This is a genomic window from Pseudomonas sp. PDM21, from assembly GCF_014852505.2.
Classification (GTDB): domain Bacteria; phylum Pseudomonadota; class Gammaproteobacteria; order Pseudomonadales; family Pseudomonadaceae; genus Pseudomonas.
In genome coordinates this window covers 1,598,387-1,624,031 of sequence record NZ_CM181223.1, presented here as the reverse complement: position 1 = coordinate 1,624,031, position 25,645 = coordinate 1,598,387, and the positions used below count along the sequence as shown (strand labels likewise).

General features: G+C 66.3%; 25 protein-coding genes. 10 read left to right on the top strand and 15 right to left on the bottom strand.

The features are described from left to right. Positions 1-75: 75 nt before the first annotated feature. The 10 genes from IB275_RS07710 to IB275_RS07665 form a co-directional block, all read right to left on the bottom strand. Positions 76-792, bottom strand: coding sequence for a TetR/AcrR family transcriptional regulator (locus IB275_RS07710; RefSeq protein WP_138212622.1), 717 nt, complete (start codon positions 790-792; stop codon positions 76-78). A gap of 316 nt (positions 793-1,108) precedes the next feature. Continuing rightward, a complete protein-coding gene (lysS, locus tag IB275_RS07705) occupies positions 1,109-2,614 on the bottom strand; it encodes a lysine--tRNA ligase (protein WP_081517829.1) in 1,506 nt (501 codons plus the stop codon). An 82-nt stretch (positions 2,615-2,696) separates the two neighbouring features. Continuing rightward, a protein-coding gene (gene prfB, locus IB275_RS07700) for a peptide chain release factor 2 (protein WP_138212621.1) occupies positions 2,697-3,792 on the bottom strand; the annotation gives its coding sequence in 2 pieces (ribosomal slippage) (positions 2,697-3,719 and positions 3,721-3,792; 1,095 coding nt in all). 119 nt (positions 3,793-3,911) lie between these two features. Continuing rightward, positions 3,912-4,922 (bottom strand): response regulator, encoded by a 1,011-nt coding sequence (locus IB275_RS07695; protein ID WP_139791560.1) that lies wholly within the window; start codon positions 4,920-4,922, stop codon positions 3,912-3,914. A gap of 38 nt (positions 4,923-4,960) precedes the next feature. Further along, complete coding sequence (locus tag IB275_RS07690; protein WP_081517827.1) at positions 4,961-5,968, bottom strand: chemotaxis response regulator protein-glutamate methylesterase; 1,008 nt, start codon at positions 5,966-5,968, stop codon at positions 4,961-4,963. Then, a complete protein-coding gene (locus IB275_RS07685) occupies positions 5,965-8,235 on the bottom strand; it encodes a hybrid sensor histidine kinase/response regulator (RefSeq protein WP_192289450.1) in 2,271 nt (756 codons plus the stop codon). The genes IB275_RS07690 and IB275_RS07685 overlap by 4 nt, the downstream gene beginning before the upstream one ends. Further along, complete coding sequence (locus IB275_RS07680) at positions 8,232-8,933, bottom strand: chemotaxis protein CheW (protein ID WP_192289452.1); 702 nt, start codon at positions 8,931-8,933, stop codon at positions 8,232-8,234. The genes IB275_RS07685 and IB275_RS07680 overlap by 4 nt, the downstream gene beginning before the upstream one ends. After that, positions 8,926-10,161, bottom strand: a complete 1,236-nt coding sequence (locus IB275_RS07675) for a CheR family methyltransferase (RefSeq protein WP_192289454.1) — start codon at positions 10,159-10,161, stop codon at positions 8,926-8,928. Before IB275_RS07675 ends, IB275_RS07680 begins: the two co-directional genes overlap by 8 nt. Beyond that, entirely contained in the window at positions 10,158-10,670 is a 513-nt protein-coding gene (locus IB275_RS07670; protein ID WP_192289456.1) for a chemotaxis protein CheW, read from the bottom strand. Before IB275_RS07670 ends, IB275_RS07675 begins: the two co-directional genes overlap by 4 nt. After that, positions 10,645-12,264: a methyl-accepting chemotaxis protein gene (locus IB275_RS07665; RefSeq protein WP_151186238.1), complete on the bottom strand. Its 1,620-nt coding sequence runs from the start codon at positions 12,262-12,264 to the stop codon at positions 10,645-10,647. Before IB275_RS07665 ends, IB275_RS07670 begins: the two co-directional genes overlap by 26 nt. 203 nt (positions 12,265-12,467) lie before the next feature. Here IB275_RS07665 and IB275_RS07660 point away from each other — a divergent pair, with 203 nt between their 5' ends. From IB275_RS07660 to IB275_RS07650, 3 genes are all read left to right on the top strand, one after another. After that, complete coding sequence (locus IB275_RS07660; RefSeq protein WP_192289458.1) at positions 12,468-12,905, top strand: YqaA family protein; 438 nt, start codon at positions 12,468-12,470, stop codon at positions 12,903-12,905. 168 nt (positions 12,906-13,073) lie between these two features. After that, positions 13,074-14,684, top strand: a complete 1,611-nt coding sequence (locus tag IB275_RS07655) for a methyl-accepting chemotaxis protein (protein ID WP_225610415.1) — start codon at positions 13,074-13,076, stop codon at positions 14,682-14,684. A 118-nt stretch (positions 14,685-14,802) separates the two neighbouring features. Beyond that, positions 14,803-15,195, top strand: a complete 393-nt coding sequence (locus IB275_RS07650; protein ID WP_192289462.1) for a hypothetical protein — start codon at positions 14,803-14,805, stop codon at positions 15,193-15,195. A 301-nt stretch (positions 15,196-15,496) separates the two neighbouring features. Here the strand turns inward: IB275_RS07650 and IB275_RS07645 are convergent, their stop codons facing one another. Beyond that, complete coding sequence (locus IB275_RS07645; RefSeq protein WP_081517818.1) at positions 15,497-15,781, bottom strand: hypothetical protein; 285 nt, start codon at positions 15,779-15,781, stop codon at positions 15,497-15,499. Between the two features lie 266 nt (positions 15,782-16,047). Here IB275_RS07645 and IB275_RS07640 point away from each other — a divergent pair, with 266 nt between their 5' ends. The 7 genes from IB275_RS07640 (at position 16,048) to IB275_RS07610 (ending at position 21,440) form a co-directional block, all read left to right on the top strand. Then, positions 16,048-16,638 carry an amino acid synthesis family protein gene (locus tag IB275_RS07640; protein WP_192289464.1) on the top strand — a complete coding sequence of 197 codons (591 nt, stop codon included), beginning with the start codon at positions 16,048-16,050 and terminating at the stop codon, positions 16,636-16,638. A gap of 23 nt (positions 16,639-16,661) precedes the next feature. Further along, complete coding sequence (locus IB275_RS07635) at positions 16,662-17,495, top strand: alpha/beta fold hydrolase (RefSeq protein ID WP_081517816.1); 834 nt, start codon at positions 16,662-16,664, stop codon at positions 17,493-17,495. Further along, on the top strand, positions 17,492-18,973 hold the full coding sequence (locus IB275_RS07630) for an aldehyde dehydrogenase (RefSeq protein WP_192289466.1): 1,482 nt from the start codon (positions 17,492-17,494) through the stop codon (positions 18,971-18,973). The genes IB275_RS07635 and IB275_RS07630 overlap by 4 nt, the downstream gene beginning before the upstream one ends. Before the next feature lie 13 nt (positions 18,974-18,986). After that, entirely contained in the window at positions 18,987-19,475 is a 489-nt protein-coding gene (locus IB275_RS07625; RefSeq protein WP_192289468.1) for a flavin reductase family protein, read from the top strand. A 172-nt stretch (positions 19,476-19,647) separates the two neighbouring features. Then, a complete protein-coding gene (locus tag IB275_RS07620; RefSeq protein WP_081517813.1) occupies positions 19,648-20,037 on the top strand; it encodes a carboxymuconolactone decarboxylase family protein in 390 nt (129 codons plus the stop codon). Positions 20,038-20,119: 82 nt separating this feature from the next. Next, positions 20,120-20,872 (top strand): GntR family transcriptional regulator, encoded by a 753-nt coding sequence (locus IB275_RS07615; protein WP_081517812.1) that lies wholly within the window; start codon positions 20,120-20,122, stop codon positions 20,870-20,872. Between the two features lie 4 nt (positions 20,873-20,876). Next, on the top strand, positions 20,877-21,440 hold the full coding sequence (locus IB275_RS07610) for an NUDIX hydrolase (protein ID WP_192289470.1): 564 nt from the start codon (positions 20,877-20,879) through the stop codon (positions 21,438-21,440). A gap of 192 nt (positions 21,441-21,632) precedes the next feature. Here IB275_RS07610 and IB275_RS07605 read toward each other — a convergent pair whose 3' ends face one another. From IB275_RS07605 to IB275_RS07590, 4 genes are read right to left on the bottom strand one after another with little or no spacing between them, the layout of a single operon-like run. Further along, positions 21,633-22,775, bottom strand: coding sequence for an ABC transporter ATP-binding protein (locus IB275_RS07605; RefSeq protein WP_192289472.1), 1,143 nt, complete (start codon positions 22,773-22,775; stop codon positions 21,633-21,635). Between the two features lie 17 nt (positions 22,776-22,792). Continuing rightward, entirely contained in the window at positions 22,793-23,602 is an 810-nt protein-coding gene (locus tag IB275_RS07600) for an ABC transporter permease (RefSeq protein ID WP_081517808.1), read from the bottom strand. A gap of 3 nt (positions 23,603-23,605) precedes the next feature. After that, positions 23,606-24,556, bottom strand: a complete 951-nt coding sequence (locus IB275_RS07595; protein WP_192289474.1) for an ABC transporter permease — start codon at positions 24,554-24,556, stop codon at positions 23,606-23,608. Then, positions 24,541-25,566: a polyamine ABC transporter substrate-binding protein gene (locus IB275_RS07590; RefSeq protein ID WP_192224884.1), complete on the bottom strand. Its 1,026-nt coding sequence runs from the start codon at positions 25,564-25,566 to the stop codon at positions 24,541-24,543. The genes IB275_RS07595 and IB275_RS07590 overlap by 16 nt, the downstream gene beginning before the upstream one ends. Positions 25,567-25,645: the final 79 nt, after the last annotated feature.

Sequence of the window (25,645 nt, the reverse complement as noted above, 5' to 3'; positions counted from 1 at the left end):
GCGATGCGCAAGGGCGTCCGGAGTTCCGACACGAAAACCCCGCCGGATGGCGGGGTTGGAATGCAGTAGCCGGGGCTACAGGCCCATCACCAGGTCGAGATAGCGGCTAAGGATGGCACGCATTTCCTCGATCTGCAGGTGGTCGGCCCCGTCCAGCAGGCCCTGATACTCCATCTGCAGGATGATGGCCGTCAACACCCGGGCATCCTGCTCGGGCTGTCTGGAACCGAGCACTTCGAAGAAATGCACCACGCCCAGGGAAAGAATCCGCCGGTGACGCTGTGCCAGATCACTGAGGCTGGGGTTGAGCAGCGCTTCCTGGCGGAAGGCCTGTTCGGCCAGCAGGTGCTCGCGGCGCTCGTTGAGCTGGACCATGACGTACTGGATCGCCAGCTCGACGATATTGGCCGTCAGCTCGCGGCGAGCCTGCGGGTCGTCCTGGCCGAGGCCGGCGGCCATGGCCTGGAGGTCGCCCTCGACGCTGGTCCAGAAGGTCGACAGGGCTTCGGCGCTGCGTTCGACGAAGAGCGCGAAGGTGTCGGTGATGAGGTCCTGGATGTCCTTGAAGTAGTAGGTGGTGGCCGATAGCGGCACACCGGCCTCGGCGGCCACGGCACGGTGGCGCACGGCGCGGACGCCATCACGCACGATGATCCGCAGGGCGGCGTCGAGGATCGCCTGGCGGCGCTGCTCGCTGCCCTGGCGGCTGGCCTTGCGGCCCTGGTATTTGACACTTTCTGCGATGGCGCTGGCGACTTGCGCTGCGCTGTCTCGCGGGGACACTTGGGTCACTGGCATTACCTCCGGCGGCGCGGCCTGATGGCTCATTGTTCGAGCTTTTCTGTGGGAAAACAATTGCCGCTTTGCAGCTGCGACACCGGCGCACGGAACGGGCCGCGAGGCAGAGCAGGCGGCTGGGAATCAGGCCTGGGAGTGAGACGTGCCACAGCGTGGCCGAGCCACGCAAATGACATGCATTTCGTCGGATGGTATACCGCAAGTTTCCATCCGTTCGTAGGTGCGAACTTGCTCGCTCCTACGAAAAGCTGTCGGGTGCGGAAACGAAAAAAGGCCGCCCGAGGGCGGCCTTTCTCTCCTGTTCCTGCGCTTACGCCTGCGGGCGCATGTGCGGGAAGAGGATGACGTCACGGATCGACGGCGAGTTGGTCAGCAGCATCACCAGGCGGTCGATGCCGATGCCTTCACCGGCGGTGGGCGGCATGCCGTATTCGAGGGCGTTGACGAAGTCGGCGTCGTAGTGCATCGCCTCGTCGTCACCGGCGTCCTTCTCCTTGACCTGCAGCATGAAGCGCTCGGCCTGGTCTTCGGCGTCGTTGAGTTCGGAGTAGGCGTTGGCGATCTCGCGGCCACCGATAAACAGCTCGAAGCGGTCGGTGACGCTCGGGTCGTTGTCGTTGCGGCGGGCCAGCGGAGACACTTCGAACGGGTACTGGGTGATGAAGTGCGGCTGCTCCAGCTTGTGCTCGACCAGCTCTTCGAAAATCATCACCTGCAGCTTGCCCAGGCCTTCGTGGCCGAGGACCTTGGCGCCGGCCTTCTTGGCGATGGCGCGGGCCTTCTCCAGGTCGGTCAGGTCAGCCGCGGTGAGCTCCGGGTTGTACTTGAGGATGGCGTCGAACACGGACAGGCGGGCGAACGGCTCGCCGAAGTGGAAGACCTTGTCGCCATACGGCACGTCGGTGCTGCCGAGCACGGCCTGGGCCAGCTCGCGGAACAGCTCTTCGGTCAGGTCCATGTTGTCTTCGTAGTCGGCGTAGGCCTGGTAGAACTCGAGCATGGTGAACTCGGGGTTGTGCCGGGTCGAGACGCCTTCGTTACGGAAGTTGCGGTTGATCTCGAAGACCTTCTCGAAGCCACCGACCACCAGGCGCTTGAGGTACAGCTCCGGGGCGATACGCAGGAACATGGCCATGTCCAGCGCGTTGTGGTGGGTTTCGAAGGGCTTGGCCGCCGCGCCGCCGGGAATGGTCTGCAGCATCGGGGTTTCCACTTCGAGGAAGCCGCGATCGGACAGGAAGCGACGGATGTGGGCGATGACCTGGGAACGCACGCGGAAGGTGTGGCGGGTTTCCTCGTTGACGATCAGGTCGACGTAGCGCTGGCGGTAGCGCTGCTCGGTGTCGGTCAGGCCGTGGTGCTTGTCCGGCAGCGGGCGCAGGGATTTGGTCAGCAGGCGCACGTTGGTCATCTCGACGTACAGGTCGCCCTTGCCCGAGCGGGCCAGGGTGCCTTCGGCACCGATGATGTCGCCCAGGTCCCAGGTCTTGATCTCGGCCAGGGTCTCTTCGGGCAGGGTCTTGCGGTTCACGTAGACCTGCAGACGGCCGCTGCTGTCCTGCAGGACGATGAAGGAGCCGCGGTTGAGCATGATGCGACCGGCAACCTTGACCGGGATGGCAGCTGCTTCCAGCTCTTCCTTGGTCGCGGTTTCGTACTGTTTCTGCAGGTCCGCGAAGTAGTTCTCGCGGCGGAAGTCATTGGGGAAGGCAATGGCCTTGGCTTCACGCACGGCGGCAAGCTTTTCCTTGCGCTGGGCGATCAGCTTGTTTTCTTCCTGTTGCAGTTCGGTAGCGTCGAGTTGTTGGTCGCTCATGGTCGTCTATCTGCCTGGCGTCTTGATCAATAGGGGTTACTGGCGGGGCCGGGCCGCGCGGCCCGCCCCGCAGGGGGTGCTGTTACAGGCCTTGTTTCAGGCTGGCTTCCAGATACTCGTTCAGGTCGCCGTCGAGCACCTTGTCGCAATCGCTGCGTTCCACGCCGGTACGCAGGTCCTTGATGCGCGACTGGTCGAGCACGTAGGAACGGATCTGGTGACCCCAGCCGATATCGGACTTGGTGTCTTCCAGCGCCTGCGAGGCGGCGGTGCGCTTCTGCATCTCCTGCTCGTACAACCGGGCCCGCAGCATTTTCATGGCGGTGTCCTTGTTGGCGTGCTGGGAGCGCTCGTTCTGGCACGCCACCACGGTGTTGGTCGGCACGTGGGTGATACGCACCGCGGAGTCGGTGGTGTTCACATGCTGACCGCCAGCGCCGGAGGAGCGGTAGGTGTCGATGCGCAGGTCGGCCGGGTTGATCTCGATCTCGATGTTGTCGTCGATTTCCGGCGACACGAACACCGCGGTGAACGAGGTGTGCCGACGGTTGCCGGAGTCAAACGGGCTCTTGCGCACCAGACGGTGCACGCCGATCTCGGTGCGCAGCCAGCCGAAGGCGTACTCGCCCTTGATGTGCACGGTGGCGCCCTTGATGCCGGCGACTTCACCCTCGGACAGCTCGACGATCTCGGCGCTGAAGCCGTTCTTGTCCGCCCAGCGCAGGTACATGCGCAGCAGCATGTTGGCCCAGTCCTGGGCTTCGGTGCCGCCAGAGCCGGCCTGGATGTCCAGGTAGGCGTTGTTGGGGTCCATCTCGCCGCTGAACATGCGGCGGAACTCGAGCTTCTCGAGGATTTCGCGCAGGCGCTGGACTTCAGCCTCGACGTCGCCGACGGCGCCCTCGTCATTCTCCTCGACCGCCATGTCGAGCAGGTCGCGGGAGTCGGCCAGACCGCCGGTGAGCTCGTCGAGGGTCTCGACGATCTGCGCCAGCATGGCGCGCTCGCGGCCCAGGTTCTGGGCGTATTCGGGCTTGTTCCAGACCGCCGGGTCTTCCAGTTCGCGGTTTACTTCGATCAGACGATCATGTTTCAGATCGTAGTCAAAGATACCCCCGAATCGAATGGGTACGGTCGGAGAGGTCCTTGATGCTGTTGAGGATCGGTTGGATTTCCATGGCGGGCATCTCTCACGGGTAAAGGGCGTAGAAAAGCCGGCAAGTATACGTGATTTTTTGTCGCCCTTTCAGGCTTTACGACAAAGCACGCTCACCGTTTCCGCGCCCTCCCCGCCCTTTCAGCCGGCGATGGCCACCTGGTTGCGCCCGCCGTGCTTGGCGTTGTAGAGCGCCTGGTCGGCCAGTTCGATGAGCTGGCGACAGGCCTGCCCGGCCTGGGGGATCAGGGTCGCCACGCCGATGCTGATGGTCAGCGACGAACCCGGTGTCGGCAGCTCGTGGCGGATGTTCAGGTCCTGCACCAGGCGCCGCAGCTTCTCCGCCAGCAGTCGCGCGCCGCCGGGCGAGGTGTTGGGCAGGACCATGACGAACTCCTCGCCGCCGTAGCGCGCCGGCAGGTCAGAGGGGCGGCTGGCGCTGGCGCGGATGGCCCCGGCCACCTGGCGCAGCGCCTCGTCGCCCTGTACGTGGCCGAAGGTATCGTTGTAGGCCTTGAAGTGGTCCACGTCGATCAGCAGGATCGACAGCTGGGTCTGCTCGCGCAGGGCGCGGCGCCACTCCATTTCCAGGTACTCGTCGAAGTGCCGGCGGTTGGACAGCCCGGTGAGGCCGTCGGAGTTCATCAGGCGCTGCAGCACCAGGTTGGTTTCCAGCAGCTGCTGCTGGCTCTCGCGCAGGGCGCGGTAGGCCTCGTCGCGCTGCTGCAGGGCGAGGTAGGAGCGCGAGTGGTAGCGCACCCGCGCGATCAGTTCGATGGCGTCGGGCAGCTTGACCAGGTAATCGTTGGCGCCGGCACTGAACGCCGCGCTCTTCACCGCCGGGTCTTCCTTGGTCGACAAAACGATGATCGGCAGGTCGCGGGTCGCCGGATTGGCGCGGTACTCACGCACCAGCGAAAGACCGTCGGCGCCGGGCATCACCAGGTCCTGGAGGATCACCGTGGGCTTGATCTGGATCGCCAGGGCGATGGCCTGGTGCGGATCGGAGCAGAAGTGGAAGTCGATGCTGGGGTCGTCCGCCAGCGCGCGGCGCACGGCTTCGCCGATCATTGGCTGGTCGTCCACCAGCAGCACCATGACTGCTGTATCGCCTGGGGTCGTCACGGGGTAGTCACTCTGGCTTGAGTTCATGGATAGGGGGTTCATGCAATCAGCTCCGTAGCCCGCGCTCAGGCGCAGACCTCAGCGAGTCGTCGGGCGATGTCGCCCAGCGCGCGAATCTCCACTGCGGCGCCGATCGCCGCCGCAGCCTTGGGCATACCGTACACGGCACTGCTTTCCTGATCCTGGGCCAGGGTCAGGTAACCTCGTTCGCGCATGTGTTTCAGGCCCTCGGCGCCGTCCCGGCCCATGCCGGTGAGCAGCACGCCGACGGCGTCGCCGACCCAGTACTCGACCACGCTGTCGAAGAACACGTCGATCGAGGGCCGGTAGATGTGGCTGCTGGGCTCGGCGGTATAGGCCAGCTCGCCGCCCTTGAGCAGGCGGATATGGTGGTTGGTGCCGGCCAGCAGCACGCAGCCCGGCTGCGGCGGCTCGCCGTTGCGCGCCAGGCGCACGGGAATCTTCGACTGGGTCGAGAGCCATTCGGCCATGCCGGCGGCGAAGACTTCGTCGACGTGCTGGACGACCACGATGGCGGCGGGGAAATCTTCCGGCAGGCGGGCGAACAGGTCAGCCAGCGCCGCCGGGCCGCCGGCCGAAGAGCCGATGGCGATCAGCTTGCGCGCGCCGCTGCCCTTGCGCGCCGGCACTGCGTTGATGGCCGGCCGGCTGTCACGCGGGGCGTTGAGCCAGGCCAGGTTCTGCAGCTTGCGCAGCAGTGGACGTGCCGCTTCAGCGGGGTCGCCGGTGCCCATGACCGGCGTGTTCACCGCGTCCACCGCGCCATTGCCCATGGCGTCGAACACGCGGCTCATGTTGCGCTCCAGGTCCACCGTCACGACGATGATCGCGCAGGGGCTCTGGGCCATGATCCGGCGGGTCGCCTCGACGCCATCCATCACCGGCATCAGCAGGTCCATGAGGATCACGTCGGGCTTGTGCGCGGCGCACATCTCCAGTGCCTCCGCGCCGTTGGCGGCGACCCAGACGATGCGGTGCGCCGGCTCGAAAGCCAGCGCGCGGCGCATCGCCTCGACCGCCAGGGGCATGTCGTTGACTATCCCTATCTTCACCCGTGGGCTCCTCCGATCAGATCGACCACCGCATCCAGCAGGGCCTCGTCGTGGAAGCTGGCCTTGGCCAGATAATAGTCGGCGCCGGCATCGAGCCCGCGCCGCCGGTCTTCTTCGCGGTCCTTGTAGGACACCACCATCACCGGCAGCGACTGCAGGCGGGTGTCGCGGCGGATCAGGGTCACCAGCTCGATACCGTCCATGCGCGGCATGTCGATGTCGGTGATGACCAGGTCGAAATGCTCCGAGCGCAGCGCGTTCCAGCCGTCCATGCCATCGACCGCCACGGCGACATCATAGCCGCGCCCCAGCAGCAGCTTGCGTTCCAGCTCACGCACGGTGAGCGAGTCGTCCACCACCAGCACGCGCTTGCGCGCCGGGCCGGTAAGGCGACCGGTGGGATCGATGCGTTCCAGGCGACCGGTGGCCAGGAGTTTTTCCACCGAGCGCAGCATGTCCTCGACGTCGAGGATCAGCACCGGCGTGCCGTCGTCCAGCAGCGCGCCGGCGGAGACGTCCTGCACCTTGCCCAGCCGGGCATCCAGCGGCACCACCACCAGGGTGCGCTCGCCGATGAATTTCTCCACCGCCACGCCGTAGGCGCTTTCCCGTTCGCGGATGACCACTACCGGAATCTCGTCGGGCGTGGCTTCGCCGTCGGGGCGCTGCAACAGCTGGCTGGCGGACACCAGGCCGACATGCCGGCCCTCGTGCCAGAACTGCTGGCGGCCTTCGAGCTGGACGATCTCGTCCGGCGCCAGACGGCGCATGCGCTCAATGTGCGCCAGTGGGAAGGCATAGGCTTCACCGCCAATGCTGACGACCAGGCTGCGCACCACGGACAGCGTCAGCGGCACTTCCAGGTGGAAACGCGCGCCCTGCCCGCGCACCTGTTCCATGCGGATGCCGCCGCGCAGCTGGCGCACCATGTGCTGCACGGCGTCCAGGCCGACGCCACGGCCGGACACTTCGGTGACCTGCTCGCGCATGCTGAAGCCGGGCAGGAACAGGAAGCTCAGCAGCTCTTCCTCGGTAAGGCGCGCCACGGTTTCCTCGGTGGACAGCTGGCGGCGCACGATGGCCGAGCGCAGGCGGTCGAGATCGACGCCACCGCCGTCATCCTGCAGTTCCAGCACCAGCATGCCGGCGTGATGGCGGGCCAGCAGCTGGATCGTGCCCTCCTCCGGCTTGCCGTTGCGGGCGCGCACTTCGGCGGACTCGATACCGTGGTCGACGGCATTGCGCAGCAGGTGGGTGAGCGGCGCTTCGAGCTTCTCCAGCACGTCGCGGTCCACCTGGGTGGTGGCGCCCTGGATGTCCAGGCTCACGGTCTTGCCCAGCGAGCGACCGAGGTCGCGGACCATCCGCGCCTGCCCGGAGAGCACGTCGGAGAACGGCCGCATGCGGCAGGACAGCGCGGTGTCGTAAAGCGACTGGGCGCGCTGGCCGGCCTTGAAACTGAATTCGTCGAGCTCGGCGATCTGCTCGCTGAGCAGTTGCTGGCACTCACCGACCAGTCGCCGCGCGTCGGCCAGATAGGCCTGCGCCTCGGCGTCGAGGTTGGCAGTGCTGGCGGCATCGCGGGCGCCGTCGAGCACACGGCTGGCGCTGGCCTGGATGCGCTTGAGGCGCTGCAGAGAATCGAGCAGCGGCTTCAGCCGCTGGGATTCCACCAGCGACTTGCTGGAGTAGTCGAGCAGTTGGTTGAGGCGCTCGGCGGTCACTCGCAGCACGCGCTCGCCGGCTTCATCGCTGTCGCTGGAGCGGCGGCGCTGGGGGCGTTCGGCGGGAGCCGGCGCGGGCGGTTCGACAGTTACCGGTGAGGGCTCGGCGGGCACTGGAACAGACGGTGCCGGCTGCGCCGGGGCCTTTCCGGAAACCAGCGCCTGCAGGCGTTCGACCATGGCCGGCACGCCTTGCTGGGCCTGTTCGGCACGCTCGGGCTGGGCGTCGGCGATATGCAGGAGGATATCGGTGCCGGCCAGCAGCGCGTCGATATGCCCGGAGGTCAGCAGCAGGCGGCCTTCCTGGGCGCCAACCAGGCAATCCTCCATGACGTGGGCGACCTGCACGCCGGCATCGAGGCCGACGATGCGCGCAGCGCCCTTGAGCGAGTGCGCGGCGCGCATGCAGGCTTCGAGCTGGTCGGCCTGGGTCGGGTTGCGCTCCAGCGCCATCAGCCCATGAACCAGCACCTGCGTCTGGGCCTCCGCCTCCAGGCGGAACAGCTCCAGCATCGACGCGTCCTTCATCTGGTCCGGGGTCATGCGAGGCTCCGGGTGGCGGCGTCGAGCAGGGCTTCCTGGTCGAGCAGGCGGATGCTGCGGTTGCGCCACTGCATCACCCCACGGGTGAAGCGATCGTTGGCGGCGTGACTCTGGGACGAGGCTTCGACGATGGCCTTCTCGTCCAGCTCGTGGATGCCGTCCACTTCATCCACCGGCGAGATGATCGGCCCGCCGACCGCCGCCAGGATCAGCATGCGCGGCACGATGCGGGCGTCGTCGCGGGCGGCCGCGCGGCTGTCGAGACCGAGCAGTTCCCCCAGGGAAATGCACGCCACCAGCGTGCCGCGCACGTTGGCCACGCCCAGCAGCGCCGGCGAGCGCTGATGCGGCAATGAATGCACTCCGCAGGCCGGAGCGACCTCGGCCAGCGCTCGGGTGGGCAAGCCCAGCCATTCCTCGCCAAGGCGGAAGATCAGGTGCGGACGGCCTTCCTCGACCACCGCTTCGGCGACTTCGACGGGAGCCAGGTGTGCGCCTTCGCTGCCCAGCGCGTAGCGGTCCAGCAGGCTGATGGCCGCGGCGGCATGCACCGGACAGTTACGGCAATGAATGTGCTCGGCCAGCTTCGGGCAGCTGCGGTCGCCGCGCACGCCGATGCGGTTCCAGCAGTCGTCCACCGTCGGCAGGTCATCGCCGATGGATGAGCCATCGATGTAAGACGGGCCGCGTTCAACCATTGCGCTTCACTCCTCGCGCGGCGCGCTCCTGCAGACGGCGGGCGCCGGCTGCATCGCCCTGGGCCGCGAGCAGCGCGGCCAGGTGTTGCAGGCTTTCCTGGTGATCGGGTTGCAGATACAGGGCCTTGCGGTAGTACGCCTGGGCCTCGCTGCCCAGGCCCTGGGCGTCGGCCAGCAGGCCGAGCCAGTAGAAGGCTTCGGCGTTCGGGCCCTTCTCGGCCAGCAGCGCCTCGCAGCGTTGGCGCGCTTCGGCGGCCTGCCCGGAATTGGCCAGCCGGGCGATCTCCTCCAGCGCGTTGCCGGCGGCAGCTGCGGGCGGCTGTCCGGGCTGGCTCGCCGGACGCGGGCGCACCGGTGCGGGCTTGGGCGGAGCCGGGCGGGGAATCGGCGGGGGCGCCGTCCAGTTCAGCGGAGCCGCACGCGGCGCCGGCTCGGCATCCTGCAATGGGAAGGCGAAGGACTGCGGCACACCCAGCGGACGCAGGCCGATACGCGACATCAGGCTGGCCTCGGCCGGGCCGATGAACAGCACGCCGTCGGGCCGCGCGAGCCGGCGCAGCACGTCCACCACCTGCTCCTGGGTCGGGCGGTCGAAATAGATCAGCAGGTTGCGGCAGAACACGTAGTCATAGGGTGCTTCGCCAGCCAGAAGACCCGGCGCGAGCAGGTTGCCGACGCGGAAGCGGACCTTGCGGCGCACCGCCTCGGCCAGTTGGTAATCGTTGCCGTCGGCGCTGAAGTAGCGGTCACGGAATGCCAGGTTGGAGCCACGGAACGAGTTGCGCCCGTAGCGCCCCTCCTCCGCCCTCTCCAGTACCGCGCGGCTGACGTCCAGCGCGTCGACCTGGAAGGCGGCTGGGGCGAGCCCCGCATCCAGCAACGCCATGATGATGGAGTACGGTTCCTCACCGGTGGAGCACGGCAGACTGAGGATGCGCAGCGGCCGGGTGCCGGCCAGCTCCAGCACTCGCCGGGACGCGAGGTCCGCCAGCGCGCCGAAGGATTCAGGGTAACGGAAGAACCAGGTTTCCGGGACTATCACCGCCTCGATCAGCGCCTGCACTTCCTCGGCAGAACCTTGTAGCTGCATCCAGTAATGTTCGGCGTTGCCGCCGCTGACCTTGTTGCAGCGCTGGCGCACGGCGCGCTCGATCACGGCGTCGCCGACCGACTCGGCATCCAGGCCGATGCGTTCCTTGAGCAACTGGGCGAAGCGCGGATCGGTCATGCCGGCGCCCCGCCGGAATCGCGCAGCAGGCGCGCGCGGGCTTCGTCGCTGAGCAGCTGATCGACGCCCACGCGCTGCAGCAGGCCCTGCTCGTCCTCCAGCACGGGGCCGAGGTAGCGGGCGCTGCCATTGTCCAGTTCGTAGTCGCGGAAGGCCGCCGGATCACGACGCAGAGTGTGGGTCGCCTGTTCGAGGATCAACCCGAGGCGCTGCTCCGGGCCCTCGCCTGCGGCGCGGTAATGCACCAGCACCAGGCGCGTGCTGGTGCGCCGTGGCGCGCTGTGCCCGAAGGCCAGTTGGCTCATGTCCAGCACCGGCAGCAGTTCGCCACGGTGCGGGAACAGCCCGGCAACCCAGGCCGGCGCTTCCGGCACGCGCTTGAGCGCAGGCACCGGCAGCACCTCGATGACGTCATGGACGTCCAGCGCATAGCGGTCCGCGCCCAGGCGGAACTGCAGGTAAAGCCTGCCCGCCGCGGCGGCGTCAGACCTTGAAGCGGGAGACGCCATTGCGCAGTCCGTTGGCCACGAGGTTCAGCTCGTCGATGGCGAAGCTGGCCTGGCGCAGGGATTCCACGGTCTGCCCGGTGGCCTCGCCGAGCTGCACCAGCGCCTGGTTGATCTGCTCGGCGCCGGTGGCCTGGGCCTGCATGCCTTCGTTGACCATCTGCACGCGCGGCGCCAACGCCTGCACCTGCTGGATGATCTGCGAGAGCTGCTCGCCGACCTGGCCGACTTCCGAGATGCCGCGACGCACCTCCTCGGAGAACTTGTCCATGCCCATCACGCCGGCAGACACGGCGGACTGAATCTCGCGGACCATCTGCTCGATGTCGTAGGTGGCCACGGCAGTCTGGTCGGCCAGGCGGCGCACTTCGGTGGCGACCACGGCGAAGCCACGTCCATACTCGCCGGCCTTCTCCGCCTCGATGGCGGCGTTGAGCGAGAGCAGGTTGGTCTGGTCGGCCACCTTGACGATGGTGGTGACCACCTGGTTGATGTTGCCGGCGCGCTCGTTGAGGATCGCCAGCTTCGCGTTGACCAACTCGGCGGCACCCATCACGTGGTGCATGGTCTCTTCCATGCGCGCCAGGCCCAGCTGGCCGGAGCCGGCCAGGGTGGAAGTCTGCTCGGCGGCCGAGGACACCTCGGTCATGGTGCGCACCAGGTCGCGCGAGGTGGCGGCGATTTCCCGCGAGGTGGCGCCGATCTCGGTGGTGGTGGCGGCGGTTTCGGTGGCGGTGGCCTGTTGCTGCTTGGAGGTGGCGGCGATCTCGGTCACCGAGGTGGTCACCTGGATGGCTGAGCGCTGCGCCTGAGATACCAGGCCCTTGAGCTCTTCGGCCATGCCGTTGAAGCCGGTCTCGATCACCGCGAATTCGTCGTTGCGCTCCATTGCCAGGCGCGTGGTGAAGTCACCGCTGCCCATGACCTGCAGGCCCTTCACCACCTGACGCACCGGCTCGGTGATAGCGCGCATCAGCAGCAGCCCGCAGACCGCCGCGGCGACGATGGCCAGCAACAGGGAGATGAGCATGATCGCCTTGGCGGTGGCGACCTCGCTGACGATGTCGGCGGCGGCCGCGTCAGCGATTTCCTTGTTCAGCGAAATCAGCTGGTTGAGCGTCTTGCGACCGTCTTCCCACAGGGGTTCGAGACGTTCCAGCAGCAGGCGCCGGGCGCCGTCACGGTCGGTGGTGTAAAGCTGCAGGACCTGCCCCAGCAGGGCATCGTATTCGGTCGCCTGCTGCTTGAAGCGGCCGAGAATTTCCTTGTCACGGGAATCGTTGACGGTCCGCTCGTAGAGCGCGATGCGTTCGATCAGTGCATCGTGGATAACGCGGAACTCCTGCCGGCGTGCTTCATCGTAGGGCTTGCCGTCACTCAGGCCGACCAGCACCTGGGTCAGCAGGATGCTGTCGGTCCAGGCCGAACGCACTGTGGTCAGTGCGTAGGTGCCGGGCATGGCATCTTCGCTGACCCGCTGCGTGCTGTGCTCCACCCGCAGAAGACGGGTGTAGGAAATCACCACCATCAGCAGCATGATCGCGACGACGACGGCAAAGCTGGCCAGGATGCGTTGGCGTAGAGTCCAGTTCTTCACAGCGTTCCCCAGAAGAGTTGTGGCGTGCCGACGGACTTTTCACTCGGGCGCGCAGTCGCCGCGAATGTAAATTCCTACCAAGTCCTCAGCAAGATAGGACATATAGTATCTGGACATACCGGAACCTCATCTCTTTATTCCGAATTTTTAGTACGCCGGTCCTCCTCATTCTCCCAGCCCATTAACCACCCTCGATCGACCCGATGCTCAGCCTCGCCCTGGCCGCCCACGCCGGCCTCTTCCTCTCCGCCTTAGTCGCCGCCACCCTGCTGCCGCTGCAGTCGGAAGCCGTGCTGGTCGGCCTGCTGCTCGGCGGCCAGTACCCGCTGTGGTCACTGCTGCTGGCGGCGAGCCTGGGCAACGTGCTCGGCTCCCTGGTGAACTGGCTGCTGGGGCGCGGAATAGAGCGCTGGCACGGCAGCCGCTGGTTCCCGGTGAGCGATGCGGCGCTGGAGAAAGCCCAGCGCCACTACCGGCGCTTCGGCTGCTGGTCGTTGCTGCTGAGCTGGGCGCCGGTGATCGGCGACCCGCTGACGCTGATCGCCGGCGTCATGCGCGAGCCACTGTGGCGCTTCCTGCTGCTGGTCACCGTCGCCAAGGTCGGGCGCTACGCGGTGCTGGCCTGGCTGACGCTCGTCTGAATCATCCCCTCATCAAAAGCGGACAGGTTTTTCGTCTGCTAGTCCTGTTTTGCCACTGCCGCGAAAAAATGGCGCCCAGTAATATCACGGAGCCATCACTGCGCATGGCGGAGCCCAAGAGCTCCACACACTGGATGAAGAAAAGGGAATTTCACGATGTTCAGAAGCATGAGTATTGGCCGCCGCGCGTCCCTGGGTTTCGCAGTCATGGGCCTGCTCCTGGTGTTTCTCGGGTTGTTCTCCCTGTACAAGCTCTCGACCCTGCGCGCCGCATCCGAAGAGATCGACAGCAACTGGCTGCTGAGCATCAACCACATGAACCAGCTGTCGGGCGACATCGCCCGCATCCGCCTGGAATCCATGCGCCTGCTGGTCAACCATGACAGCGCCGCCCGCGAACGCAGCCTGGGGCTGATCGCCGAGGCACGGCAGGACAAGGACAAGGTGCTCGCCGACTACCGCCGGCTGATCCTCAGCGCCGAGGAGCAGCAGCACACCGACGAGCTACGCCAGACGCTGGACGGCTACCTCGGTTACGTCGACCAGTTGCTGGAGAAGATCCGCAAGAACGACGATGAAGGCGCGCTGCACATCCTCAACGGCAACATCGCCCAGCAGGGTGCCGAACTGAACAAACGCCTCACCGCGCTGATCGATCTCAACCGCAATGGTGCAGCGGCCGCCGCCCAGCGCGCCGTGGAGCAATACCAGGGCGGCCGGCTGGTGGTCAGCGCTGTCCTGCTGCTGAGCGTCGGCCTGACCCTGCTGCTGGCCTGGCAGCTCACCCGTAGCATCGTCGTACCGCTCAACCAGGCGGTGCGCGTAGCGCAGACCATCGCCAGTGGCGACCTCAGCCAGCGTTTCACGGTCGAGGGCCGCGACGAGCCGGCGCAACTGCTCAATGCCCTGGCAGACATGCAGCACAGCCTGCGCGAGACCATCCGCGGCATCGGCAACTCGGCCAGCCAGCTGGCTTCCGCCGCCGAGGAAATGCACAGCGTGATGGAGGAGAGCAGCCGCGCGCTGCAGCAGCAGAGCGACCAGATCGAGATGGCCGCCACCGCCGTCAACCAGATGACCAGCGCCGTGGAGGAAGTGGCCAGCAACGCCGCCTCGACCTCCGCCGCCTCCCGCGAGGCCATCGACGCCGCACGCAGCGGCAGCGAGCGGGTCGACGAGACCTCCAATGCCATCGGCACCCTGGCCGGTGAAGTGAGCCAGGCCTCGCAGCAGGCCGAGGTCCTGGCCAACCAGGCGCAGGACATCGGAAAGGTGCTGGAGGTGATCCGCAGCGTCGCCGAGCAGACCAACCTGCTGGCGCTCAACGCTGCCATCGAAGCTGCCCGCGCTGGTGAGGCCGGGCGTGGCTTCGCGGTGGTCGCCGATGAGGTTCGCTCGCTGGCCCAGCGCACCCAGAGCTCGACCCGCGAGATTGAGGAACTGGTCTCGGCCATCCAGAACGGCAGCGACCGTACCGTCACCGCCCTGCTCAGCAGCACCGCCCACGCCGAACGCACCGTCAGCCGCACCGGCGAGGCCGGCGCGTCGTTGCAGGTGATCCTCGAGCGCATGTCGCTGATCAACGAACGCAACCTGGTGATCGCCAGTGCCACCGAGGAACAGGCCCAGGTCGCCCGCGAGGTGGACCGCAACCTGCTGAACATCCGCGACCTGGCGACCCAGACCTCGGCCGGCGCTACCCAGACCAGCGCGGCGAGCCAGGAACTGTCGCGTCTGGCCGTGGACCTGAACGGAATGGTGGCGCGCTTCGTGGTCTGAAGGCTCGCAGTCCTTCTCCCGTTTCGCCAACTTGATAGCGAAACGGGAGTGGTCGGCAGGGAATTTTTCCGGCCTTTTCCTATCCAATGGCCATCATGGAACGCCACAGGGTGGATAGATGAACGTATTGAAATTGTCAGCCGTGCTGGCCACTGCCGCGCTGCTGAGCGCCTGCGGAGGCAACGAGGCCAAGGTCTGCGGCTCGGACGATGTGAAGAACCAGTTGGTGAAGATTTTCCTGTCCGGCGCACTTTCCGCGCAGTCCGACGCACTGAGCAAGGCTGAGCTGAAGGACGTGGCGATCATCGACAAGGACCCGGACAGCGGCGTGCTCGAATGCGTCGGCACCCTGACCGTGCCGGTGGTCGGCCAGGTGGCCTCGGGCACCCTGAAATACCAGATCGCCCCGGCGGCCAAGTCCGAGCACGACTACCTGCTGCTGCTCGCCGACGGCCCGCTGGCGAACGCCTTCGCCAAGCGCATCCAGGGGATGGTCCCGCAGCAGCAGTGAGGGTTATCCACAGACAATGAAAAACCGGCCTATGTGGCCGGTTTTTTATTGGGCGAGCCGATCAGGCTCAGAACCACACTGCAGGAGCGAGCTTGCTCGCGAACCGCTTGGTGCCGTTCCCCCCGGTGAGCGCTTACGTAGAATGGGTGGAGCTTGCGATACCCATGCTGTCGGTACGCGAGAATCGATGGGTATCGCTTCGCTCCACGCCATCCTACGTTGGTGCATCAGTGTGATTTCGGTGTGGGTGGCAACTCTGATCGCGGACAGGCCCTCTCCCGCGAATGCCGAAACGACGGGATTAGAAGCCTTCCAGATCGATCAGCTCGCCTTCGAAGCGAATCGACCCACCCTCCGCGTTCGCCTCACCGCCCTGGATCTCTCCGTAATAAGAGAGCCCGTTCTCCAGCGTCACGCAGACGTGGGTCGGCTCATCCGGCGCATCCAGCTGGCCCTTGAAGCTCACCTCGATCACACCCTCCTGCGGCGCGCTAAGGGTCACCGTCACGCGGGCGTTGTCCACCGCTTCGGCCTCGCGGCCCCAGTGCTCGGCGCTGACGGTCACGGTGGCTATTTCCTGTTTCATACTCGAAGACTCTCCAACAAGGCTCCGGCGCCATGCGCGCCGGCTGATGGCGCCAAGGATACCGCGCCGCCGAAGCCGCCGAAACGGCGGTTTTTCCCTGCGACCGCCCGTCGCCTGCCCTCCCCGCACTTCCACGCACCGCCCGCCACTGCTGGCTCCGGGCGCTCCGCCCCCTAGGCAAATACGCCTTGCGCAAACTGTATTATGGTATACCATGATACCGAATCCCTTCCCCAACCCAGCCGAAGTCACAACTGGAGCGACCCATGAGTTTCGAGATTCGCAAGATCGTCACCTACAGCGAGCAGACCTTCATCGAAGCCGGCAAGGCCACCGACACCCCGGTGACCATGGTCGGCCTGGCCGTGGTGATCAAGAACCCGTGGGCCGGTCGCGGCTTCGTCGAAGACCTCAAGCCCGAGATCAAGGCCAACTGCTCCGAGCTGGGTGCGCTGATGGTCGAGCGCCTGACCGCCGCCATCGGTGGCGCTGACAAGATCCAGGCCTACGGCAAGGCCGCCGTGGTCGGCGCCGACGGCGAGATCGAGCACGCTTCTGCCGTCATCCACACCCTGCGTTTCGGCAACCACTACCGCCAGGCCGTGGACGCCAAGAGCTACCTGAGCTTCACCAACAAGCGCGGCGGGCCGGGCACCTCGATCCAGATCCCGATGATGCACAAGGACGACGAAGGCCTGCGTTCGCACTACATCACCCTGGAAATGCAGATCGAAGATTCGCCGCGCGCCGACGAGATCGTCGTGGTCCTGGGCGCCGCCGACGGTGGCCGTCTGCACCCGCGCATCGGCAACCGTTACATCGACCTGGAAGAACTGGCCGCCGAACAGGCTCAGTGATCCACACCGTGCAGGAGCGCTCCATGATTCGGCTCACCGCTGAACGCACACCGGCCGGCACCAGTTACCTGGCGACCGGCCAGGGCCACCCCGTGGTACTGATCCACGGCGTCGGCCTGAACAAGGAAATGTGGGGCGGCCAGATCGTCGGTCTGGCCCCGCATTTCCAGGTCATCGCCTATGACATGCTTGGCCATGGCGCGAGTCAGCTGCCGCAGCCGGACTGTGGACTGGTCGGTTACGCCGACCAGCTGCGCGAGCTGCTCGACCACCTGGGCGTGACCAGTGCCACGGTTATCGGTTTCTCCATGGGTGGTCTGGTGGCGCGGGCCTTCGCCCTGCACTACCCCGAGCGCCTGGACGGCCTTGTGGTGTTGAACAGCGTGTTCAACCGCAGCGCCGAACAGCGCGCCGGCGTGATCGAGCGGACCCGCCAGGCCGCCGAACACGGCCCGGACGCCAACGCCGAGGCCGCCCTGTCGCGCTGGTTCAGCCGCGAGTACCAGGCCGCCAATCCGGCGCAGATCGCTGCGATCCGCCAGACCCTTGCCAGCAACGATCCGCAGGGCTATCTGACTACTTACACCCTGTTCGCCACGCAGGACATGTACCGCGTGGACGACCTGGGCAGCATCAAGGTGCCGACCCTGGTCGCCACCGGTGAGCTGGACCCGGGCTCGACGCCGAAGATGGCCACCGAGCTCGCCGAACGCATTCCGGGCGCCAAGGTGACGGTGCTCGACGAACAGCGCCACATGATGCCGGTGGAGTCGCCGCGGCTGGTCAACCAGATGCTGCTCGACTTCCTGCAACAGGCGCAGGTTTCCAAGAATCACGTACAGGGGAATGTCGCATGACCCTCGCACGCTTCCAGATGTTCATCGATGGCCAGTGGGTCGACGCTGTTTCCGGCAAGACCTTCGAGAGCCTCGACCCCGCCCGCGCGCAAGCCTGGGCCGAACTCCCCGATGCCGATGAAGCCGACGTCGAGCGCGCCGTGCAGGCCGCCCAGCGCGCCTTCAACGACCCGGCCTGGCGTGGCCTCACCGCCACTGCCCGCGGCAAGCTGCTGCGCCGCCTGGGCGATCTGATCGCCGAGAACAAGGAACACCTGGCGCAGCTGGAAAGCCGTGACAACGGCAAGCTGATCCGCGAGACCCGCGGCCAGGTCGGCTATCTGCCGGAGTTCTTCCACTACACCGCGGGCCTGGCCGACAAGCTCGAAGGCGGCACCCTGCCGCTGGATAAGCCCGACCTGTTCGCCTACACCGTGCACGAGCCGCTGGGCGTGGTAGCCGGGATCATCCCGTGGAACAGCCCGCTGTACCTGACCGCGATCAAGCTGGCCCCGGCCCTGGCCGCCGGCAACACCATTGTGCTCAAGCCTTCGGAACACGCCTCGGCGACCATCCTCGAACTGGCCCGCCTGGCCACCGAGGCCGGTTTCCCGGCCGGCGTGGTCAACGTGGTTACCGGCTTCGGTCCGAGCACTGGCGCTGCGCTCACCCGCCACCCGCTGGTACGTAAGATCGCCTTCACCGGCGGTGCCGCCACCGCGCGCCACGTGGTGCGCAGTAGCGCGGAGAACTTCGCCAAGCTATCGCTGGAGCTGGGTGGCAAATCACCCAACATCATCTTCGCCGACGCCGACCTCGACAGCGCCATCAACGGCGCCGTGGCCGGCATCTACGCCGCCTCCGGACAGAGCTGCGTCGCCGGCTCGCGCCTGCTGGTGCAGGACGAGATCTACGACGAGTTCGTCGCCCGCCTGGTGGAGCGCGCCCAGCGCATCCGCATCGGCAACCCGCAGGACGAACAGAGCGAGATGGGCCCCATGGCCACCGCGCAGCAGCTCGCCGTGGTCGAAGGCCTGGTCGCCGATGCCCTCGCCGAAGGCGCCCGCCTGCGCCTGGGCGGCAAGCGTCCGTCGATCGACTCCGAAGGCTGGTTCTACGAACCGACCCTGTTCGAGTGCGACAGCAACTCGATGAAGATCATGCAGGAAGAAGTCTTCGGCCCCGTGGCCTCGGTCATTCGTTTCAAGGACGAGGCGCAAGCGCTGGCGATGGCCAACGACTCCCAGTTCGGCCTCGCCGCCGGCATCTGGACCCGCGACCTGGGCCGCGCCCACCGCATGGCCCGTGGCGTTCGCAGCGGGATCATCTGGGTCAACACCTACCGCGCGGTGTCCGCCATGGCGCCCATCGGCGGCTTCCACAACAGCGGCTACGGCCGCGAGAGCGGCATCGATTCGGTGCTGGCCTACACCGAGCTGAAGACGGTGTGGATCAACCTCTCGCCAGCGCCCATGCCTGATCCCTTCGTGATGCGCTAAGAGGAGCGACGAGATGATCGAACCTGGCATCTACAAAGAAGTGATGGGCTCCTTCCCGTCCGGCGTCACCGTGGTCACCACCCTGGATGCCGATGGCGAGATCGTCGGCATCACCGCCAGCGCGTTCAGCGCGCTGTCGATCGACCCGGCGCTGGTGCTGTTCTGCCCCAACTACGGCTCGGACACCTACCCGATTCTGCGTGACAGCAAGCAGTTCGCCATTCACTTGCTGTGCTCCGACCAGCAGGCCGAGGCCTACGCCTTCGCCAAGAAGGGCAAGGAGAAGGCCAAGGGCATCGAGTGGCGCCTGAGCGAACTGGGCAACCCGCTGCTGACCAAAGCCACCGCGATCATCGAATGCGAGCTGTGGCGCGAGTACGACGGCGGTGACCACGCGATCATCGTCGGCGCGGTGAAGAACCTGATCCTGCCGGAGCAGGAGGTCACCCCGATGGTCTATCACCGCGGCAAGCTCGGCGCGCTGCCGGAGATAGCCAGCTGACGCTTTCCAAGGCCGCTCGCCATCACCCTCGGCAGCGGCCTTTTTTATTCCAGCCCAGGGGCTGGTGCTTTTCGTAGGAGCGAGCTTGCTCGCGAACGGATTTCCCGGCGACACCGATGCTGGACGGGGTCGCGAGCAAGCTCGCTCCTACAGGGATAGAAAGGAGCTACCGATGAGCAACGACAAATACGAGAAAGGCCTGGCGATCCGCACCCAGGTGCTGGGCGAGGCCTACGTGAACAAGTCGATCCAGAACGCCGACGACTTCACCCGCCCGCTCCAGGAGATGGTCACCGAGTACTGCTGGGGCCACGTCTGGGGCCGGGACGGCTTATCGCTCAAGGAACGCAGCATGATAAACTTGGCGATGATTTCGGCACTCAACCGCCCCCACGAACTCAAGCTGCACGTGCGCGGCGCTCTGCGTAACGGGTTATCCCGCGAGCAGATCCGCGAGATCCTCCTGCAGGTCGGCATCTATTGCGGGGTTCCCGCGGCGGTGGACAGTTTCCGCCTCGCCCGCGAAGCCTTCGCCGAGGCCGACGCCGAGGAACGTGGTTGATTGCTGGCCCGACTTGACGATGGAGCGCCCGAAGGTGCTCCATCGTTCTTCCTATGGACAGCCAGAACACAGAGCGGACCCCATGAAACGCTTGCCACTCGACGATAGCTTCAAGGTCAATCGCAACCCCGTCACCCTGCGCGAAATCGTCCTCGACAAGCTGCGCGGCGCCATCCTCAACTTCCAGCTGCTGCCGGGCGACCGCCTGGTGGAGCGCGATCTGTGCGATCGCCTGGGCGTCAGCCGCACTTCGGTGCGCGAGGCCCTGCGCCACCTGGAGTCCGAGGGCCTGGTGGAGTTCGCCGATGCCAAGGGTCCGCGCGTCGCCATCATCACCCTGGAAGACGCGGTCGACATCTATGAGCTGCGCTGCGTGCTCGAAGGCCTGATCGTTCAGCTCTTCACCTTGAACGCCAAGGCCCGCGATATCCGCAACCTGGAGCGCGCGCTGGAAGAGAACCGCCAGGCGCTGGAAGACGGCGAGCTGCAGCAGGTGATCGAATCGGTGCAGGGCTTCTACGACGTGCTGCTCGAAGGCTCGGGCAACCGCACCGCCGCCACCCAGCTGCGCCAGCTGCAGGCGCGCATCAGCTACCTGCGGGCCACCTCCGTGTCCCAGGAAAACCGCCGCGCCGCCAGCAACCAGGAAATGGAGCGCATGGTCGAGGCGATCAAGAGCGGCGACCCGGTCGCGGCTCACCAGGCCTCGGTCGACCACGTACGCGCCGCCGCCAAGGTCGCCCTGGACTACCTGCGTTCCAAGCAGGACGGTGCCGGCAACGTGCGCGACATCGCCACCCCCATCGCGCTCAAAGAGCCGCGCATAGGCCGCTGACGCCATGCCTGCCCCGCGCTTCTGTCCCGCTTGCGGCAGTGGCAGCCTCGGCCGCCACTGCCCGCCGGGGGATACCCATGAGCGCCTGATCTGCGCGGGCTGCGGCTACATCCACTACGAGAACCCCAAGGTCATTGCCGGCTGCATCATCGAGCGCGACGGCAAGTACCTGCTCTGCCAGCGTGGCATCCCGCCGCGCCCGGGTACCTGGACGCTGCCGGCCGGTTTCATGGAAAACGGCGAAACCACCGAACAGGCAGCCCTGCGCGAAGTCTGGGAAGAGACCGGCGTGCGCGCCGACATCGTCTCGCCCTACTCCATCTTCAGCGTGCCGAAGATCAGCGAGGTCTACATCATCTTCCGCGCCAGCGTGATCGAGGAAACCGGCGAGCACGGTCCCGAGACCCTGCAGGTGAAATTCTTCGCCCCGGAAGATATCCCCTGGGAATGCATCTACTACCCGGCGATCCGGCAAATCCTCGAACGCTACATCGAGGAGCGCCAGGCGGGGGTGTACGGCATCTACATGGGCAATGACGACACCGGCAAGGTGCACTTCATTCGTTGACACCCAACGCTGCGGCGAGCAACGAACCCCGTCACCCGACTCCAACCTGTAGGAGCGTGCCGCGCACGCGATCCGTCGGCAGGGCCGACGGCCGATACCGACGCCATCCCCACCCGCACAAAGCCGGGCAAAAAAATCCCCCGACTCCACAACGGAAGCCGGGGGTTCAAGGGATGAAACGTCAGAACCGAATCAGTGCGCGCCCTTGGTCAGGTCGCTTTCGTTCCACTGGTCATACACGCACGCATCGGCGGCAGCCCAGCGCACGCGGACTTCACTGCCGGGGGCCAGCGGCTGGGTGTTGCCGGAAAGCTCCTTCAGCGTCAGGGTCGCGCCGCTGGCGGTGACCACGCTGCAGGTCAGGCTCTCGCCGAGGAACACCGTCTCGGCCACCTTCGCCGGAATCTCGTTCCAGCCCGCCGCCAACGGCGTGGCGGCAGCCTGGGCCGGGCTCAGTACCTGGGCTTTTTCCGGGCGCACCATCAGCAGGATGTCCTGACCTTCGCGCAGGTTCGCGGTCGGGCGGATGGCCAGGGCGCGGCCTTCGAATTCCGCCGCGGCGTTGCCGTGGGCACGGGCGCGGAGGAAGTTGGAGTTGCCGAGGAACGAGGCCACGAAGGCATTCGGCGGGTTCTGGTAGAGGTCGAAGCCGCTGCCCAGGCCGACGATCTTGCCGTGGCTGAAGATGGCGATGCGCTGGGAAAGGCGCATCGCCTCTTCCTGATCGTGGGTGACGTAGACGATGGTGATGCCCAGGCGACGGTGCAGGTGGCGCAGTTCGTCCTGCAGGTCTTCACGCAGTTTCTTGTCCAGCGCGCCGAGGGGTTCGTCCATCAGCAGGATGCGCGGCTCGTAGACCAGCGCGCGGGCGATGGCGACGCGTTGCTGCTGGCCGCCGGAGAGCTGCGCGGGGCGGCGGTGGGCGAACTTGTCCAGCTGCACCAGCTTGAGCATGGCGTCGACGCGACGGTCGCGCTCGGCGCCCTTCTGCTTGCGGATGTCCAGCGGGAAGCCGATGTTGTCGCGCACCGACAGGTGCGGGAACAGCGAGTAGCGCTGGAACACCATGCCGATGTCGCGCTTGTGCGGCGGCACGTTCACCAGCGACTGGCCTTCGACCAGGATTTCGCCACTGCTGGGCGTCTCGAAGCCGGCCAGCATGGACAGCGTGGTGCTCTTGCCCGAGCCGCTGGAGCCCAGGAAGGTGAGGAACTCGCCGTCCTGGATGTCGAGGGAAATGTTGTCCACGGCGGTGAAGTCGCCATAGAACTTGTTCAGGTTGCGCAGGCTGACCAGGGTCTTCTGCTCGCGGGATTCTTGGATCACGGCACTCATGGCATTTACCTCGGCGCTCAGGCGCGGATTTCGTTGCGCCGGCGCAGGGCGGCGGCGATCACCATCACCAACACCGACAGGCCGATCAGCAGCGTCGAAGCGACGGCGATCACCGGGGTCAGGTCCTGGCGCAGGGTGGTCCACATTTTCACGGGCAGGGTCTGCAGGGTCGGGCTGGCCATCATCACGCTCAGCACCACCTCATCCCAGGAGACCAGGAAGGCGAACAGCGCGCCGGCGACCATGCCGGGGCGGATTGCCGGGAACGTCACCTTCATCACCGCCTGCAGGCGCGACGCCCCGCAGATCACTGCGGCGTCCTCGATGGACTGGTCGAACAGCTTCAGCGAGTTGATGATCGAGATGATGGTGAACGGCAGCGCGACTATCACGTGGCTGACCACGAAGGAGAACAGCGTGCCGGTGTAGCCGAGCTTGAGGAACAGCGCGTACACCGCCACCGCGATGATCACCAGCGGCACGATCATCGGCAGGGTGAACAGCCCGTAGAGCAGCTCGCGGCCGGGGAACTTGCCGCGCACCAGGGCAAAGGCGGTGGGCAGGCCCAGGGCGACCGAGCAGAGGGTGGTGAGGATCGCCACCTTCAGGCTGGCGAACGCTGCGCTCATCCACTCGGGGTTGGAGAAGAACTGGCCGTACCACTTCAGCGTCCAGCCCGGCGGCGGGAACACCAGCCACTGCGAGGAGCCGAACGACAGCAGGACAATGAACACGATGGGCAGCAGCAGGAAGGCCGCGATGGTGCCGGTCGTGAGGTAGAGGCCGACGCGCATGCGCCGGCTCATGGCATTGGGTGAGAGCAGCATGGCTTACCTCGCGCTACTGGAAGCCACCGGGGATTCCGGTTGCAGCTTCAGGTAGAGGTAGAACAGCACCAGGGTGATGGCGATCAGCAGCGCGGCGGCGGCGCTGGCCAGACCCCAGTTGAGGAAGGATTGCACCTGCTGGACGATGAACTCCGGCAGCATCATGTTCTGTGCCCCGCCCAGCAGCGCCGGGGTGACGTAGTAACCCAGGGACATGACGAAGACCATCAGGCCGCCGGAGAACAGACCCGGCCGACACAGCGGGATGAATACCCGGAAGAAGTTGGTCCAGGGGCTGGCGCCGCAGATCGAGCCGGCCTGCAGCACCATCGGGTCGATGGCGGCCATGGTCGCCTGCAGCGGCAGCACGATGAACGGGATCATGATGTAACTCATGCCGATCACCACGCCGGTGAGGTTGTGCACCAGTTCCAGCGGCTGGTCGATGATGCCCAGCGCCATCAGGGTCTTGTTGATCACCCCCGAGGCCTGCAGCAGCACCAGCCAGGAGTACGTGCGCGCCAGCAGGCTGGTCCACATCGACAGCAGCACGATGTTCAGCAGCATGCGCCCCCAGCCGCGCGGGACCAGGGTGATCGCCCAGGCCAGCGGGAAGCCCAGCAGCAGGCTGATCACGGTGACCAGCGCGCCGACCGCGAAGGTGTTGAACAGCACCCGCGAATAGGCCGAGTTGGCGAACAGTTGGGCATAGTTGTCCAGGCCCAGGGTCGGCTCCAGCACGCCGCGCAGCAGCAGGCCGATCAGCGGGGCGAGGAAGAACAGGCCGAGGAACAGCAGCGCCGGCAGCAGGTTGCGGAAACCCCGCCAGCGGTGGGTGAGCAGTTCATCCTGTCGCATGGGTTCTGCCTTCGGGGCCGGCGAGCCGGCGGCGCGCTTGGCGCCCCCGGAGGCCTGGCCCGGCTGCATCACAGCCATTTTCACTTGACCAGCCATTCGTTCCACCGTGCGGCGATCGCCGGGCCGTTCTTCGCCCAGTAGGCGTAGTCGAGGGTGATCTGCTCCTGCGCGTAGGCGGTGGGCAGATTCGGCGCAAGATCAGCCTTGAGCTGGCCGACGCTGTCCAGGTTCACCGGGGCGTAGGCAGTCAGGTTGGCGAAGTCGGCCTGGCCCTTGGCGCTGCTGGAGTTGGCCAGGAACTTCATCGCAGCATCCTTGTTCTTGGCGCCCTTGGGCACCACGAGGAAATCGGCCATGACCAGGTTCTGCTTCCAGCTCACGCCCACCGGCGCGCCGTCCTGCTGCAGGGCGTAGATGCGGCCGTTCCAGAACTGGCCGAGGGTCGCCTCGCCGGAGGCCAGCAGTTGCTGCGACTGAGCGCCGCCGCCCCACCAGACGATGTCCTTCTTGATGGTGTCGAGTTTCTTGAAGGCGCGGTCCAGGTCCAGCGGGTAGAGCTTGTCCTTGGCCACGCCGTCGGCCAGCAGGGCCAGCTCCAGCACGCCGGGGCTCGGCCACTTGTACAGCGCGCGCTTGCCCGGATAGGTGGCGGTGTCGAACAGCGCCGACCAGTCCTGCGGCTGCTTGCCGCCGACCTTGCCCTGGTTGTAGCCGAGCACGAAGGAGAAGTAGAAGGAGCCGACGCCGTGGTCGGAGACGAAACGCGGGTCGATGCGGTCGCGCTTGATGGTGTTGAAGTCCAGGGGTTCCAGCAGGCCTTCGGCGGCAGCGCGCAGAGCGAAGTCGGCTTCGACGTCGACCACGTCCCACTGGACGTTGCCGCTCTCCACCATGGCCTTGAGCTTGCCGTAGTCGGTGGGGCCGTCCTGCACGACGGGGATGCCGGTGGACTGGCTGAAGGGTTCGGCCCAGGCCTGCTTCTGCGCATCCTGGGTAGTGCCACCCCAGCTGACGAAGCTGAGGCTGTCGGCGCCGAAGGCAGCGGTGCCGGTTGCGCCGAGGAATGCAGCGGTCAGGACCGCGATCGCACGTTTTTTGAACACCATCTTGCTTGCCCTCATTGTTGTGATTGTTCACGGCGCTCTTCGTGGAACGCCTGTCTGGAGCAGGTGGCCGTAGCGTCGT

Excerpts from the sequence above, each read along its gene's own strand:
- lysS (WP_081517829.1), bottom strand. The coding sequence starts at position 2,614 with ATGAGCGACCAACAACTCGACGCTACCGAACTGCAACAGGAAGAAAAC.
- IB275_RS07695 (WP_139791560.1), bottom strand. The coding sequence starts at position 4,922 with ATGAACTCAAGCCAGAGTGACTACCCCGTGACGACCCCAGGCGATACA.
- IB275_RS07685 (WP_192289450.1), bottom strand. The coding sequence starts at position 8,235 with ATGACCCCGGACCAGATGAAGGACGCGTCGATGCTGGAGCTGTTCCGC.
- IB275_RS07680 (WP_192289452.1), bottom strand. The coding sequence starts at position 8,933 with ATGGTTGAACGCGGCCCGTCTTACATCGATGGCTCATCCATCGGCGAT.
- IB275_RS07675 (WP_192289454.1), bottom strand. The coding sequence starts at position 10,161 with ATGACCGATCCGCGCTTCGCCCAGTTGCTCAAGGAACGCATCGGCCTG.
- IB275_RS07670 (WP_192289456.1), bottom strand. The coding sequence starts at position 10,670 with ATGGCGTCTCCCGCTTCAAGGTCTGACGCCGCCGCGGCGGGCAGGCTT.
- IB275_RS07660 (WP_192289458.1), top strand. The coding sequence starts at position 12,468 with ATGCTCAGCCTCGCCCTGGCCGCCCACGCCGGCCTCTTCCTCTCCGCC.
- IB275_RS07655 (WP_225610415.1), top strand. The coding sequence starts at position 13,074 with ATGAGTATTGGCCGCCGCGCGTCCCTGGGTTTCGCAGTCATGGGCCTG.
- IB275_RS07650 (WP_192289462.1), top strand. The coding sequence starts at position 14,803 with ATGAACGTATTGAAATTGTCAGCCGTGCTGGCCACTGCCGCGCTGCTG.
- IB275_RS07645 (WP_081517818.1), bottom strand. The coding sequence starts at position 15,781 with ATGAAACAGGAAATAGCCACCGTGACCGTCAGCGCCGAGCACTGGGGC.
- IB275_RS07640 (WP_192289464.1), top strand. The coding sequence starts at position 16,048 with ATGAGTTTCGAGATTCGCAAGATCGTCACCTACAGCGAGCAGACCTTC.
- IB275_RS07635 (WP_081517816.1), top strand. The coding sequence starts at position 16,662 with ATGATTCGGCTCACCGCTGAACGCACACCGGCCGGCACCAGTTACCTG.
- IB275_RS07630 (WP_192289466.1), top strand. The coding sequence starts at position 17,492 with ATGACCCTCGCACGCTTCCAGATGTTCATCGATGGCCAGTGGGTCGAC.
- IB275_RS07625 (WP_192289468.1), top strand. The coding sequence starts at position 18,987 with ATGATCGAACCTGGCATCTACAAAGAAGTGATGGGCTCCTTCCCGTCC.
- IB275_RS07620 (WP_081517813.1), top strand. The coding sequence starts at position 19,648 with ATGAGCAACGACAAATACGAGAAAGGCCTGGCGATCCGCACCCAGGTG.
- IB275_RS07615 (WP_081517812.1), top strand. The coding sequence starts at position 20,120 with ATGAAACGCTTGCCACTCGACGATAGCTTCAAGGTCAATCGCAACCCC.
- IB275_RS07610 (WP_192289470.1), top strand. The coding sequence starts at position 20,877 with ATGCCTGCCCCGCGCTTCTGTCCCGCTTGCGGCAGTGGCAGCCTCGGC.
- IB275_RS07605 (WP_192289472.1), bottom strand. The coding sequence starts at position 22,775 with ATGAGTGCCGTGATCCAAGAATCCCGCGAGCAGAAGACCCTGGTCAGC.
- IB275_RS07600 (WP_081517808.1), bottom strand. The coding sequence starts at position 23,602 with ATGCTGCTCTCACCCAATGCCATGAGCCGGCGCATGCGCGTCGGCCTC.
- IB275_RS07595 (WP_192289474.1), bottom strand. The coding sequence starts at position 24,556 with ATGGCTGGTCAAGTGAAAATGGCTGTGATGCAGCCGGGCCAGGCCTCC.
- IB275_RS07590 (WP_192224884.1), bottom strand. The coding sequence starts at position 25,566 with ATGGTGTTCAAAAAACGTGCGATCGCGGTCCTGACCGCTGCATTCCTC.